Source organism: Bacillus sp. FJAT-45350, assembly GCF_002335805.1.
In the GTDB taxonomy this organism is placed as follows: Bacteria; Bacillota; Bacilli; order Bacillales; family NISU01; genus FJAT-45350.
Genome location: NZ_NISU01000001.1, coordinates 1,400,219 through 1,414,492, shown reverse-complemented (window position 1 = coordinate 1,414,492; position 14,274 = coordinate 1,400,219). Strand labels below are relative to the sequence as shown.

Here is a 14,274-nt window from a genome sequence, read left to right as displayed (position 1 = left end):
CTATGCGCCTTCCCATAAAAGCAATACTAGGCCATTGCCCTTCTCTGAAATATTTCTTCGTAATCTTTAGAAGAAAAGCGTGACAACAATTAATTTGTCACGCTTCTTTTCTATACATATTAGTTACTTAGGACTTACATTCCTTCTGGTCTTGAACCAAACCATTTTTCGTAGATATCACCATAAGTACCATCTTCCATTAACGTTTCTAATGCAGCGTCAACTTTTGCTTTTAATTCAGAACCCTGTGGAAATGCAATACCATATTGCTCCCCTGCTAAAAGCTCACCTACAATTTTTAATTGACCTTCAGATGCAGTTTCTGCATAGTAAAGTACGTTTGGTAAGTCATACAATACAGCGTCTGAACGTCCTTGAATTGTGTTTTGGTATGCTTCTGTAATTTCTGGGAATGCTTCAATTGAAGCGTCTGTGTTTTCAGATAAGAAGTTCTCACTAGTCGAACCAGTTCTCGTTGCTACAGAATGGTCAGCAGTAATATCGTCAATTGACGTTATGTCTTCATTATCATATTGAACAGCTAGAATTAAACCAGCATCGTAATAAGGAATTGAGAAATCAATTGATTCTTTTCTTTCTTCAGTAATTGTCATACCAGCAATCGCTGCGTCAAAACGCTCTGATGCAATCGCAGCTACGATACCTGCAAATTCCATTTGTTCAAACTCAACGACGAAACCAGCCTCATCAGCAATTGCATTCATTAAATCGATATCAAAACCTACAAGTTCACCACTCTCGTCAAGGAACTCAAATGGTCTGTAGTTGTTATCTGTAACAACTTGATATGTTTCTAAATCAGCATCAGATGTTGCATCACCATCTTCTTCTTGTGCTTCTTCTGTCGTGTCCTCTACTGGAGCTTCTTCAGTATCTCCACCTGAAGCATCTTCTGTCGATCCACAAGCAGCCATTACCATCAGCATGAATGCTAGGAACAGAAAAAATAAACCTTTTTTCATTGTGTAATACCCCCTAATTTTTTTATAGAGCTTATAGTAGACTATAAATCTATGTATGTATCTATGCTCCATTAAGGTAAATTATAACATAAAAAGAAATATTCTAAAAAATCACTCTAGTTTATGATTTAAGAGTAATAGCTAGTAAAAACTAATAAATACACTATTTTCTACCTAAAAAAGCAAATATACCTATTATTCTAGTATATTTGCTCCACGAGGAATTAATTCAATTGGTAAATCTTTTAAATAAGGTATTCTTTGACGGATTTCTTCTATCTTATCAAATTCTATTTGTGATGTTACAATCATTTCTTCGGTTACAGATCCTTCCGTTAGAATCTTACCTGAAGGGTCAACAATCATACTGCGCCCACAAGCACCCTCACCGACCGTATTTGTTCCCATTACAAAACAGGTATTATCTAAAGCTCGAGCTGGTAACTGGATCTGCCACCTTTGTTCTGCCTCTATACTCCATACTGATGGACAGACAATTAGTTCCGCACCAGCCAAGCTTAATAATCGTGCTGGTTCTGGAAACTCAATATCATAGCAAATTAACACGCCAATTCGCGCAACGGATGTGTTATAAACAGAAAAAGAGAACGGTCCAGGTGAAAACCGTTCACGTTCATTTCCCCAAAGGAATGCCTTTCGATGAATGCCAGTTACCTCTCCATTTGCATCGATTACGGCACACGAAATATATACTTTATGTTTGGAATTATCCAGTTCAGGAAAAGGAATGATTAATACAACACTTAACTCCTTTGCTAACTTCATACCTAATGAGGTAGTCGGTCCATCCTTACTTTCCGAAAAACGAAAAAATTCTTCCTTTGTTAAATGATAGCCTGAGCTCCATAGTTCAGGTAATGAAATTATTTGGGCTCCGTTAGATGCAGCTTCTCGCACCATAGACTCCATTTTTTCATAATTGGCTAAAATATTTCCTTGCTCAGACTTCATTTGTATAGCAGAAATTATCACGATTTATGTAACTCCTTACTCATACAGCTTACTACCAAACACCTTTTTCTCTAAATTTGATAAACGTTGTAAAATATCATAATTAGTATTACCTGCAGCAATAGGAGCTGGACTTTGACGGGTTGTTTTTTCTGATAACTTTTTCATATCCTTTTGTAATTGTTGATTTTGATACTCAAGTTGTTCAACTATTTTTTCGAACATCTCATAATCTTGTATGATTAGATCTAAAAATTTATCTACTTCTTCTTGATTGTATCCTTTTAATGCTGTTTTAAATTCTTTTTCTAATATGTCTTTTGTTTTTAATCGAACTTGGCTATTCATATTAAACACCTCTATTATCTAACGAATATACAGACTTTCTCTTATTCTTTCAAAAGAATCAATGATTGTCAATTACCAAAAGTCCTGTTGAGCTTCTCTTTCTTCTTCAACTATTAATTCTAAATCATACGGTGTAATCATAACGATTATATAGTTCTCTTGTGCTTGCCTCTTTTTAGCTGGTTTTAGATAAAATAATGGGGAACCTTCTTTTTCTTCATCATATAATAGAAGAAGTCCATCACTTTTTTGTATAATATATTCATTTTTCATCCGTAATTGCGTAGGGTTTTCATATTCTTTTTTTGATATACTTTCTACAAAATCTGCTTGTCCTAGTATATGCTGATAATATTCCTGTGTCTCTTCATTCCAATTTTTTTCTTGATTTAAGAAAGGGGTAAGCACTGCTACTTTAAGGTTTGGGTAATCTGTTTGCAGATCATATACAGTTTCTGCTGCCCATAGCTCAACACCAAGTTGTCCACTAATAATAACCCATTCTAATCCTTCATCAATTAATGAGATGATACGTTGTCTAATTGCCTTTTTTATATACCGAATACCTTCATGTTTTTGATTAAAAATACCTAATTCATGACCTTTATAACCAGATACAGCAACTACTTTTATCACTATGTCACCTCATTTTACATAGAGAGATATCTTCTATCCTATCACATCTGTATTATAATATGTAGAAAGCGAGCTGCAATGGCAGCCCGCTTTCTACATATAATTACCAAAAACGACGTGATCTACCAGCTGCACCCCATGCGCCTGGTGCTCCCATACCTGGAGCCATACCTGGAGCCATACCTGGACCCATTCCTGCACCTGCTACCATACCTGGTCCCATACCTGCTGCGCCTGGTCCCATACCTGGGCCTGGAACTGGTCTTGGTGGAGTTGGTGGTTGAACGAATTGTTGGTTCGTTACAAATTGCTGTTGAGAGTACGTTTGCGGGAAGCTGTGAACGTGCTTATAGTGGTGTTGAGTAATATAGTCAGTGTGACTTGGGTGTACTTCTGGAACAATATATTCACAGCATTTTTGAACCTGTTGGTGTTGTGTTGGGTGTACGACCGCAGGCATAACCTGAGATGTTGGTCTCGCTACTGGTTGGTGGCTATGATGCATTTGTGGTTTGTGACAATGATGCATAATTAATTCCTCCTTTAATATTTGGTACACTAATAACGTATGAAATAACCCTAGTACATGTACTAGGGTTTTCACCTATTTTTTGTATTAATTATATGGATTCACTGATACCAGACATTATAAAAAAGGTTAAACCAATCATCACAAAAAATAACACAACCATATAGCGAATCATTTTCCATCTCTCCATTATATAAAATCGAATTCTTTTACTATCATTAATTGTACTTACATGTATGTTTCTTTTATTTAACTTCCAAACGCTATTTTACTTCTTTTTACATCATCCGACAATGATTTTATTTACTATAATTAAATATTTTCAAATATAGTGGATTCAGTGAAGCGGTAATGGCTCCGCACGTTGTGAGCTTGTTTTGAGAAAATCACTCATAGCAAGCTTTAAAAGATGCAACGGCTTCACTAATTACTCAAAAAGGCTGCTGGAAAAGTGTGATTTTACACTTTTTCAGCAGCCTTGAATCAACTCACTTCGTTAAGTGCTCTGACTCATTCTCTCAAAAACATTATTTTGTTTTGAATACTGACATTACTTCTCTCAATTGTTCTGCTAATTCAGCAAGTGACTCAGCATCATAAGCAATCTGATTTGCTGCTGCGGATTGTTGTTCAGTTGTTGCACTTACTTCTTCAGCACCCGCCGATGCTTCTTGTGTCACTGCAGAAATACTTTCCATTGTAGATCCTATTTCAGAACCAACTTCCTCTAGTTCACGTACTGATTGGTAAATTGATTTATTTTTTTCTAATACTTCATCTATATATAAGGCAATTTCAGTAAAGGCATCACTTGCTGAGTGGACTGTTAATGTACCTTCTTCCACTACCTTAGCTCCCTTTTTTATTGAAGTAACAGCACGCTGACTTTCTAATTGGGTGTCGTTAATGAGATTTGATATTTTATCTGCTGATTCACTCGTTTCAGTTGCTAACTTTCGCACTTCATCAGCAACTACGGCAAAGCCTCTGCCGTGATCTCCAGCTCTTGCTGCTTCTATTGAAGCATTCAATGCAAGTAAGTTTGTTTGTTCGGCGATATTAGTAATCATCTGAATGATGTTTCCAATCTCTTTGGATTGCTGGTCGAGATTCATAATCGTCTGTGTCGTATCCTGTACCGTTTGTCTTACTTCTTCCATCTTCTCTAACGCTGATTGCGCAGCGTCTAGACCCTTTTTAGCAGAAACTTTGCTATTTGTTGAAGTATCTACGACCTCATTCGTATAAGTAGATATTTGTTGAACAGTTCCAATCATCGTATTCATACGATCGGTTGCATTCGTAACTGAATCAGCAATATCCGTAGTACCAGAAGCAAGCTCAGAAATTGTTATAGCTACTTGCTCTGATGCTTCTTTCGTTTCTTTACTAGTCAATAGTAACGTATCTGAAGACTCTTTTACCGTTGCCGATACAGAATCGATTTTCCCTAACAACTCTTGAATCCGAAAAATCATTCGATCGAAGTTTTTACTTAGGACACCAACCTCATCATTCGAGTTTGACGCGGAAGCTTGTACGGTTAAGTCCCCAGATGCTACTTTTGATGTTAGGTCACTTAAGTGTTGAATTGGGGCAATTAGACGTCTAGCAAAAATAATCACGACAATTACACTAAAACCTAACACAATAGCAGCTGTAACAAAAGACAACATTGCTAAGTATGATAAATTTCCAGTAACTTCAGCTACAGGTGCAGAAATTACTAAACCCCATGATGTAGATGGTATCATTGTATAATAAGCAAAACTGTTAATTGTATTGTCATTATATGTAGTCGAACCTGTTTCATTATTTAACGAACTAGCTACAATCGTTTGTATGTCACTGTTTGAGCTTTCTAATAAACTAACATCCATTATTAACTCACGATTTGGATGTGCGATAACAATTCCATTATCATCTACTAGAAATGCGTACCCTTCGTTTCCAATACGAAACTCAGAAACAAGTTGAACAATTTCTTCAATTGGAACCGTTGCTATCAATACCCCTTCAACATCACCATTATTTAAAATTGGTGTTGCAATTGCTACTACCATTTCTTCAGTTGCTCTAGAGATTATAGGTTCGGATAGAACAGTTTGTTTTATCTCCAAAACATCAGAGAAATAATTACGGTCTAGAACATTAGCTTCTGTACCTGCATGAGAAGTAGCGATTCCATCAAGGCCTGCTACAAGAAACATTTCAAAGTCTTGTAAACGTTCATTCTCACGTTGCATATATGGGACTATTTCCTCGATATCTAGATTCAAAATAATGTCTGTGTTACCCATCATTTCAACTTCTTTAATTTTCTGAACAAAGAAATTATTAATATCATTGCGCGCCTTTTCAAGGCTTACTTCTGTTTTTTCATTAAATTCAACTTCAAGGAACTCTTTTGCTTTGTTGTGATTAATAAAGGCAACTGACACTAGTGCGATAAATAAAACTGGTAATACAACAATTAATAACTTATAACGCAAACTCTTCATCAATATTCCCCCCAAATATATACTACGATGTCAGAAGGCAAAGAAAAGAGAATCTTCCTTTTATTACCCTCTTTAATGACGAAGCCATTATAATTTCTGTAAACTCTTCCGAGACTGAACGAGCGCTCATTTTATTCATATGTTGATTTGTAATATAACACCCTCCCTTATAATATAACGCTTACATTTCAATAATTAAAAATGTTGTGAATATTTATCTATTATAATATTACCAAATAAAAGTTTTAAATGAAACATTTTCTCCGATAGTTTAATTATTTTCACTACTATTGACGGAATATTGATAGATTTTCTTTTATAAAAGGACTTTATCTAATTTTTATTAGCTCCTTACACCTACTTTCGACAAAACCCAACTAAATTTTATACATATGACAAAGTTATCAGAATCTTCGCTCGAATCATCGTTCTTTTTGCGCTTCCTCGGGGAATAAATCATTAAGTATTTTCTGTTTATCATCTTAGTTTAATGGGTAACATAGTCTAAAATAGGAGGGGATAATATGGCGAAATTAACAGTACCGGGTTATGGTGAATTTGATGTAAAAGAAGGACAAAAGCTTGTTAATGTTCTTGAGGATAATGGAGTTGATATCCTACATCGCTGTGGTGGGAAAGCGAAATGTACAACCTGTCGTGTTGAAGTAATCGATGGTGATTTTGGAGAGCATACTAGTATTGAAAAAGATGCTTTTACAGCAAAGGGTGTAACTGAAGACCTTCGACTTTCCTGTCAGGTAAAAGTTCAAGGGGACGCTACTGTAAAGCCACTGATGACAGTTAAAGAAACTGGCAAAGACGCTGGCCCTCGTCCTGAGGAATAATACTTAACCAATCAATTATCATTATGTTAGAGGGCAAACAAAAAAGGTGAGACTACTTTTCTTTGCCCTCTATGTATTGGTTATTTCGATTTTCTTTCCAATCTCTCAATTCTTTTTTGTAATGTCTCTTCCTCTTTATCAAGCTTTTTCACAATGATTGCTTTTGACTCAAAGACTTCAGAGGCAAGGTACGCATAATAAAGAGCTTTTTCATAATCCTTTTTCTGATGCTCATATATTTTCGAAAGCTCAATAAGTGCTTCTATTCCATAATCCTTTATATCAATGACCATTTCAAAGTAACGGATGGCATCATCATATTGCTGTTCTTTTTTTGATAAGACCCCTAACTGCATTAACGCTGGTACTTGCTTAGTACCTAACTGGTTACTCACTTGTAGATAGTATCTTTTGGCAAGAGCTATCTCCCCCACCTGTTCGAACCACCGACCTATCTCAAACTGTTCAATCGTCGTCAAATTAGAGTTCATTTCTAATATACAAGATGAAATATGAACATATAAGCTAATAAGCGATAGTACATCCCACTCATTATGCTGAATTACCCCCTCAACATACTCTGGATTTTGCTCACTTAAAAAATCAAAATAAAGCATTGGAGCTAAATAGCCCGGGGTATCATTTTCACGCTTAAATGAAATGACTTCATTTTCAACGACTGAAAGCTTACAAGATGGAAGAATCTCCTTCCATAGTCGTCTCGAACCATGCAATAAATCAAAATGAGCAAATTTAGGTAAGTTCGGTACTTCATTTCTTACAAACGTGTGTCTAGTTTTAACTTGAGGCCAATCAAATGATTTTCCGTTAAATGAAGTTAGCAGATTAATAGACTCTCCTATATCTGTTAAAAAGCCATAATATAAAGGGACCTCTGCACCAGGGTTAGGAAGGAAATGCTGTTTAACAATAACCTCGTTCTCTAACACTTTTGCATAGCCTAGTAAAAATATATAGTTTCCTGCGCCTCCACTTAGTCCTGTTGTTTCCGTATCAAAAAAGACCATTTCGGAAACCGAAATATCAGACGACGATAAAGGGTGGCTTGCCTTCAACTTCTGCCATTTCTCTTGAATTGAATGTAGCTCTGAAAAGGCATACTTTCCATGAACATGGTCAATCGGGTAGCTTTTTTCCCGGATTATTGAGTAATTATCTTCTAGAAAAAAAGGCTTTGCGTCTAGCTCCTCCCATTTTGATAGAAAAGGAACGTCTAGCGATGGAGTTTCTATTACGTATGGTTTGACCTCTTTTTCAGTTGTTTCTGAGCCAAGGTGTTTTTTCATCCGAGATAGTTTCGCCTTAAGAGACACATCAATCTCCTTCTTTCGTTGTTATCGACAGTAGTTTTTTTACCATGATTTTTACATTCTTGCCTACTTCATCAGTTGAACCAACACAGGAAGGGCACCCATCTACACATCGGCAACGATCTAGCAGGTTCCCTACTTCTTTTACAATCTCTTCACTATTTTTAAAAACTTGTTCAGATAGACCTACACCACCGGGATAGCGGTCATAAAGGAAAATTGTCGGTAACTCAGAATGATCAGCTTTAATTTGTGGCACGACATGTAAGTCACTTCGATCACACATGACAAAGACAGGAGCGACATGATTTAATACATTTGCAAAACCGATTAACGCTTGTTCCAAAGGATCCTTCCCAAACTCCTCTAGTACATCCGCCGAAAAGGAAATCCACATTCCATTTGTATGGAGTTCTTCCTCTGGAAGAGAAATAGGACCTGAACCAATATTCTCAAACGTAGATAGCTTTATTTTCTTGAAAATTGTTGCCATCGCATTCACCATTACATCACCATACGTAATCGTTGAACGAGCTCTCTCCTTATGTTTATCTTCCTCTAAGACTTTTAACCGAACAGCCAGATTAGCATCAGTAAAGTATTCGACGTCTACTTCTCGGACAAAGGCTTTCTTTTCTTCCCAATCTAGCTTTTCCACTTGGTATTGAACACCTTGATGTAAATAAATTGCTTCATCGTGAAGTAGTGTCATCGCACTAAACCGATCCATTTCACCAATAACCATTACGTTGGCAATATCAGATTGGTCGATAATAATTACATTTTCCTGAGAAGCCGAACGGAGACTTATGTTATGAGCTGGGAATGCATCATTCATCCAAAACCACTTACGCCCTTTCTGATACAAAACATTTTCCTCAGTTAAAAACTCTAAAATCTCATCAACCTCAATACCACCAAAGGGATCACCTTGATTGAATGGTAGCTCATAAGCAGCACACTTTAAATGATCGACTAAAATTACTAAGTTGTCAGGATTAATTCGTGCTGATTCAGGAGTTTTGTTAAAGAAATAATCAGGATTTTGAATAACATATTGATCAATTGGAGTCGAGTTCGCGACCATAATAATCATCGACTCATCCTGTCTTCTCCCTGCTCGGCCCGCCTGTTGCCAAGCACTGGCAATTGTTCCAGGATAGCCAGTCATAATACACACTTGAAGTTGACCGATATCTACACCAAGCTCTAACGCATTTGTACTAACTACTCCAATAATCTCCCCGTTTCGTAATCCCCTTTCAATCTCTCTCCGTTGCTTCGGTAAATATCCACCTCGGTACGCACGGATTGTTTTCTTTCCAATTTCCCTTTTCGTTAAGGACTGTAGATGACTAAGTATAATCTCAACTCTTACTCTACTTTTTGCAAACACAATCGTTTGAACCTTCTCCTTAAGAAACCGTTTTGCTAATCGATTAACTTCTGAAGTAGCACCTTTTCGAATATTCAAAGGTTCATTTACAATTGGTGGATTATAAAAAACGAAATGCTTCCGCCCTCGTGGAGCACCATTGTTATCTATTAATGTCATCTCATTACCCGTTAACTCTTGTGCAAGCTCTCTCGGGTTCTCTATCGTCGCTGAGGTACATATAAAGACAGGATTACTACCATAATAGTTGGCAATTCTCTTTAGACGCCTAATCACATTCGCGACATGACTTCCAAAAACGCCTCTATAAATATGGAGCTCGTCAATTACGATGTATTTAAGATTTTCAAAAAAAGCAACCCATTTTGTATGATGAGGCAATATCGCAGAATGCAGCATATCAGGATTTGTAATAACGACATGACCAGCTTTTCGAACAGCTTGACGAATGTTTGGAGCTGTGTCCCCATCATATGTAAAACACTTTACATCGAGTCCTATCTCTTCAATAAATTCATTAATTTCGCTTTTTTGGTCTTGAGCCAATGCTTTTGTTGGAAAAAGATACAATGCCCGACTTTCTTCATTCTCAACTATCTCCTGAAGAACAGGTAAATTATAGCAGAGTGTTTTCCCAGAAGCAGTTGGTGTAACCGCAACAAAACTCTCACCTCGTTTTGCCGTTTCAAACGCGGTTGCTTGATGTGTATAAAGTTCCTCGATACTACGCTTTTTTAACGCAAAGCCAATTCTTTCATCTAATTCAATCGGAAAAGGAGACGTTTTCCCTTCTACCGGTTCTATTTCATGCCAGTGAACAATATTTCTACTAATTAGTTCATCATTTTTAATATCTTTAATCAGTTCTGGTAGACTCTTTCGGAACTGCATCTTCTTCACCTCAGCCATTTCATAAAACATACTCTCTCTATTTTAGCGAATGGATGTTTGTTTTTCTAGTGGAAACTATTCTATGTAGATTGCCACCATGAAATACTTTCATACAAGTTAGTAGAAAAGTAATTAGCGCAAAATAGTAAACTATACAAAAAAGATGACTCTTTATAAATAAAAGGCCGCTGATAATCACACTTTTTCAGCGGTCTTTATAAATTCAGAAGTCATCTCATATTATGCTTTTTTATTTCATATGTTCAGCTATTACACTCCAGCTGCTTCTTCACGTTTCGCAATTCCATTTCGACCTGGGAAGTCAGGAGCGAGTTCTCTTGCGTTAGGCATTTTTAACCATAATCGTAATAAATGACGTCTTAGTTCTAGGTCCTCGTGATCTTCAAACTGTGTACGAGAATGGAATACCGTATAATTATTCGCGAATTGAATATCACCTGGTTCAAGCATCATATCGATACGAATATCCTTATCATGAAGAATCGAGTCTATAATATCAAGAGCTTCCACTTCAATTTTCGATAACGGATGTCCTGCAATTTCTTGTGCAATCTCGATATACTTACGTAAATAGCGAGCGCTTAATTTACCATCATGGTAGCTAAAGATTGGTGTAAAAGCAGGTTCACCATCACCAAGATGTTCCATTAGGAAGTAGCGGTAAAGAATTCCTAGGTGTTCTGGATATCTTTCTTGAATTTCATTATAGAGCGTCATCGCACTTGCTAGACTGCTTAAGCCACCTGACTTCGCTTTACGAAGAGAAAGTAAACCAACGACATCAGATAAATCTGCGTGATAAGGTAGAGTTTCATTCGTTTCGTACACACGAACATTTGAAGTATCAATTGCCCCAATATTCCTTACATGACCTAATAGGTCCCCTTTAATGTTTTGAGAAACAGGTATACCCATATGTAGCCCGATACCATAATAAATGATGCTTGCTTGTTCTTCTGTATAATTTTCAACCGGTAATCCACGAAGCAATAGGAATCCTCTTCCATTTTCTAATTCATCGACAAAGTAAGCGATTTCATCCGCAAGATCTGGAATCGGGAAATCCTCTTTCGTAAAATCCGGTGCTTGTAATCCTTTTTGTTCTACATTTTTTAAAGCGCTTTCAAGAGAAGCAATCGCTTCTTCAGACCAGAAATAAATCCATGAATCGTCCTTTAAAAGTTCCTTTCCTTTCCATGCTGATGCTCCTTGAACTTTCCCCTTTAACATTACTCCCATAATTCTTCCTCCTCTTAAATAATGAATTTATTTATCTATAAAAATCAAACAAACCTAAATAATTAATATATTCAGAATTTAACATAGATTGAGATATAATGTCAACTGTTAACAGTCAACAATCAAAATATAATCAAACCTAATATCGTGTTGCTCCATCCGAGGTTTGATGTAATCAAGTCTATTAACCACTCTTATTAGCAAGTAATACTTTCACCATATTTTCAGTTCCTTTTCGGATATGGTAGTTCATTTCTCTTTCTGCCTTTTCTTCATCCCCTTCAAGGATCGCCTGGTAAATCCGTTCATGTTCATCAGCAATCGATTGAATATACTCATTCGGTACGATCGTATTGCGAATGTAGATAACCTTTGACTTAATGACCTCCATCAGTTGAATTAGTTGTTTATTTCTTGATCCTTGAATGATTAGTTCGTGAAATTGTTGGTCTAATAACCCTAATTCTTTAAAGTCATTTCGTTTGTATGCTTGATTAGTTTTTTCGATACATTTCGATAGTTTCTTAAGTTCATTAGCAGAGAACTTTTTCGTAGCTAACCTTACCCCTATGGCTTCTAATCCTTTTCGACATTGTAGAATGTCTACAATATCTTGAGTAGTTGGTTGAAACACTTGGATACTTCCATCATTTTGAATGAGAAGCCCATCCTGAATCAACATCCGAATCGCTTCCCTAATCGGTCCTCTACTCACTCCAAATTTGGTTGCTAACTTAGACTCAACCACCCGTTCTCCATTCGGGAATTCTCCATTTAATATGGAGGATTTAATGATAGTATACGCTTGAAGATGAAGCGGTTCAGATTTTATAAAATTATCCATCGGCTCGTCCTCCAATTATTTTTTTAGATAATAATTTTAAAAAAGATATTATTTCCTATTAATCTCTTTACTACATATTCCATTTTTTAATTATAGCTCAACTTTTTATGAGCACAAGCAATTATTTATCATTATATTCCAAATATTCACTATATGCACTTTGGAAAGCCCGTAAAATTGGATTAAATGCCCTGTGGAAATAATTACTAAGAGCTTTGACTAATTAAATTTTTTCATTAAATCAGTGTATTGTCTAGAGTTTAACCGTTTCATCTGCTACACTACCGCCCGCAAGTACGTTATCCGTAATAATTTAAGCACCCAGTTCCGATAGTGTAATAAAATGTTAATGCAAATCAAAAAGGCACAATTTCACTTAGGAAATTGCACCAATACATAAATCATAATGTCGTATTTTCTACTTCTTCATAAACTTTCTTTTGAGTGAGTGCTGTTTTGAATGCGATTACGAAAAAGATACTAGCTACAATAAAAATACCGACAGATAGAAACATATACATGAAGCGAATAGAATCATTGGAGAATAACAAACCAATACCATCGAGAAAGATAGGAGAAGAAAATTGTCCGAAAAACAGCATACTTGTCACAATCGCCATCGCTTGAACTGTTTGTGTTCTTGGTACTTGGCGTGACACTTGGTCAAATACAATTGGTAGAATTGACCCAAATCCAAAGCCCATAAACCCAACACCTACACCAATAAAAACAAGATTATTAGTCATTGCAGTAATTAAAAAGCCGAGTCCCATTAACATTAATTGGAATGCAATAAAATACGTTTGCAATAATCTCTTTACCCTACCTAATAATAATCCAGCAAAAAATCCCGCTGCTGTTGCTACAGAAATAACTGCTCCTGCGTTTTTAGAGCTTCCAATTCCTTCTTGTTGGATATACAAAGCCATATTGGCTGGAATTGAATAAAATGCTAATACAATTAAAAACATCGCCGCACCATAAGCATATAACTTTTTCGGGAGTGGTGCCGACGGATTACTCGTACTATGAAAATCTGGCTTTTTGTTTGGTAGAAAGAAAAACACAATTAAAGCAGCAACAATAACTAACGTATATACGCTGAACGCCATTCTCCAACTTATTGCTGCTAACACTCCTGACATTAAGAACAAAGCTACTCCACCTAGATTATTCGCAGCACTTACTTGACCCATTGTCGTAGTTCTCTCTTCTCCATCAAAAAAATCTGCCACTAATGAGGTTGAAATCGGCATCATCAATCCAACACCGATACCTAAAATGGCACGACAAAATAAAAGGAGTTCAATACTAGATACAAAGCCTCCCCCTAGACCACCAACTAAGTAAAAAAGCATTCCTGCAAACAAAATATGTTTTTTTGAAAAACGGCTTGTTAGCTTACTAGAAACAAAGATAAAGGGGATAATCATGACTGAAGGTAACGTTAAAATTAATTTTATGGTAGTTTCATTGACATCTGGGAAAGCAAGGGCAATGTCTCCTAATGCTGGCGATATTGCCGCTCCAGCCATTACTGTTAATAACGAAACGGAAAGAATCGCCATTTTTAATAAGACTTTATTCATAATCCCCCTACTCTCTATATATTATTTTTCACTATTTTAATTCACTCTAATATAAACAAGTTTAATTGTCGCGACATCTTTCACTAATACCCCTGATGTAACACCTTTTTAATCTTACAGGCAAAATACTTGTTTATGCAAGTATTTTG

General features: G+C 36.2%; 12 protein-coding genes and 1 pseudogene. 1 reads left to right on the top strand and 12 read right to left on the bottom strand.

Annotated features, from left to right (window positions below; all coding sequences use genetic code 11):
• Nucleotides 1-134 precede the first annotated feature (134 nt).
• The 7 genes and pseudogenes from CD003_RS07155 to CD003_RS22585 all read right to left on the bottom strand — a co-directional run.
• Complete coding sequence (locus CD003_RS07155) at nt 135-983, bottom strand: transporter substrate-binding domain-containing protein (protein ID WP_096200470.1); 849 nt, start codon at nt 981-983, stop codon at nt 135-137.
• Nucleotides 984-1,178: 195 nt separating this feature from the next.
• Nucleotides 1,179-1,976 (bottom strand): nitrilase-related carbon-nitrogen hydrolase, encoded by a 798-nt coding sequence (locus CD003_RS07150; RefSeq protein WP_096200469.1) that lies wholly within the window; start codon nt 1,974-1,976, stop codon nt 1,179-1,181.
• Between the two features lie 15 nt (nt 1,977-1,991).
• On the bottom strand, nt 1,992-2,303 hold the full coding sequence (gpsB, locus tag CD003_RS07145) for a cell division regulator GpsB (RefSeq protein WP_096200468.1): 312 nt from the start codon (nt 2,301-2,303) through the stop codon (nt 1,992-1,994).
• 72 nt (nt 2,304-2,375) lie between these two features.
• Nucleotides 2,376-2,936: a DUF1273 domain-containing protein gene (locus CD003_RS07140; RefSeq protein ID WP_096202281.1), complete on the bottom strand. Its 561-nt coding sequence runs from the start codon at nt 2,934-2,936 to the stop codon at nt 2,376-2,378.
• 106 nt (nt 2,937-3,042) lie between these two features.
• Entirely contained in the window at nt 3,043-3,468 is a 426-nt protein-coding gene (locus tag CD003_RS07135) for a spore coat protein (RefSeq protein WP_257008252.1), read from the bottom strand.
• Between the two features lie 527 nt (nt 3,469-3,995).
• On the bottom strand, nt 3,996-4,946 hold the full coding sequence (locus CD003_RS22590) for a methyl-accepting chemotaxis protein (RefSeq protein WP_373558556.1): 951 nt from the start codon (nt 4,944-4,946) through the stop codon (nt 3,996-3,998).
• A pseudogene (locus CD003_RS22585) lies at nt 4,938-5,969 on the bottom strand (cache domain-containing protein); the annotation flags it as partial. The pseudogene CD003_RS22585 and the gene CD003_RS22590, both read right to left, overlap by 9 nt.
• Before the next feature lie 524 nt (nt 5,970-6,493).
• Between CD003_RS22585 and CD003_RS07125 the strand changes: the two are divergent.
• Nucleotides 6,494-6,814 carry a 2Fe-2S iron-sulfur cluster-binding protein gene (locus tag CD003_RS07125; RefSeq protein ID WP_096200466.1) on the top strand — a complete coding sequence of 107 codons (321 nt, stop codon included), beginning with the start codon at nt 6,494-6,496 and terminating at the stop codon, nt 6,812-6,814.
• Nucleotides 6,815-6,894: 80 nt separating this feature from the next.
• Here CD003_RS07125 and CD003_RS07120 read toward each other — a convergent pair whose 3' ends face one another.
• From CD003_RS07120 to CD003_RS07100, 5 genes are all read right to left on the bottom strand, one after another.
• Nucleotides 6,895-8,148, bottom strand: a complete 1,254-nt coding sequence (locus tag CD003_RS07120; protein WP_096200465.1) for a ribonuclease H-like domain-containing protein — start codon at nt 8,146-8,148, stop codon at nt 6,895-6,897.
• Nucleotide 8,149: 1 nt separating this feature from the next.
• Nucleotides 8,150-10,432, bottom strand: a complete 2,283-nt coding sequence (locus tag CD003_RS07115) for a DEAD/DEAH box helicase (protein ID WP_096202279.1) — start codon at nt 10,430-10,432, stop codon at nt 8,150-8,152.
• A 270-nt stretch (nt 10,433-10,702) separates the two neighbouring features.
• A complete protein-coding gene (locus tag CD003_RS07110) occupies nt 10,703-11,692 on the bottom strand; it encodes a TauD/TfdA family dioxygenase (RefSeq protein WP_096200464.1) in 990 nt (329 codons plus the stop codon).
• Nucleotides 11,693-11,876: 184 nt separating this feature from the next.
• Nucleotides 11,877-12,536 (bottom strand): GntR family transcriptional regulator, encoded by a 660-nt coding sequence (locus tag CD003_RS07105; RefSeq protein ID WP_096200463.1) that lies wholly within the window; start codon nt 12,534-12,536, stop codon nt 11,877-11,879.
• Nucleotides 12,537-12,937: 401 nt separating this feature from the next.
• Nucleotides 12,938-14,125, bottom strand: coding sequence for an MFS transporter (locus tag CD003_RS07100; protein WP_096200462.1), 1,188 nt, complete (start codon nt 14,123-14,125; stop codon nt 12,938-12,940).
• Nucleotides 14,126-14,274: the final 149 nt, after the last annotated feature.

What these genes read in the sequence shown, in the direction of transcription:
- CD003_RS07155 (WP_096200470.1), bottom strand. Translation starts at nt 983, where the DNA reads ATGAAAAAAGGTTTATTTTTTCTGTTCCTAGCATTCATGCTGATGGTA.
- gpsB (WP_096200468.1), bottom strand. Translation starts at nt 2,303, where the DNA reads ATGAATAGCCAAGTTCGATTAAAAACAAAAGACATATTAGAAAAAGAA.
- CD003_RS07135 (WP_257008252.1), bottom strand. Translation starts at nt 3,468, where the DNA reads ATGCATCATTGTCACAAACCACAAATGCATCATAGCCACCAACCAGTA.
- CD003_RS22590 (WP_373558556.1), bottom strand. Translation starts at nt 4,946, where the DNA reads ATGATTTTTCGGATTCAAGAGTTGTTAGGGAAAATCGATTCTGTATCG.
- CD003_RS07125 (WP_096200466.1), top strand. Translation starts at nt 6,494, where the DNA reads ATGGCGAAATTAACAGTACCGGGTTATGGTGAATTTGATGTAAAAGAA.
- CD003_RS07115 (WP_096202279.1), bottom strand. Translation starts at nt 10,432, where the DNA reads ATGCAGTTCCGAAAGAGTCTACCAGAACTGATTAAAGATATTAAAAAT.
- CD003_RS07110 (WP_096200464.1), bottom strand. Translation starts at nt 11,692, where the DNA reads ATGGGAGTAATGTTAAAGGGGAAAGTTCAAGGAGCATCAGCATGGAAA.
- CD003_RS07105 (WP_096200463.1), bottom strand. Translation starts at nt 12,536, where the DNA reads ATGGATAATTTTATAAAATCTGAACCGCTTCATCTTCAAGCGTATACT.
- CD003_RS07100 (WP_096200462.1), bottom strand. Translation starts at nt 14,125, where the DNA reads ATGAATAAAGTCTTATTAAAAATGGCGATTCTTTCCGTTTCGTTATTA.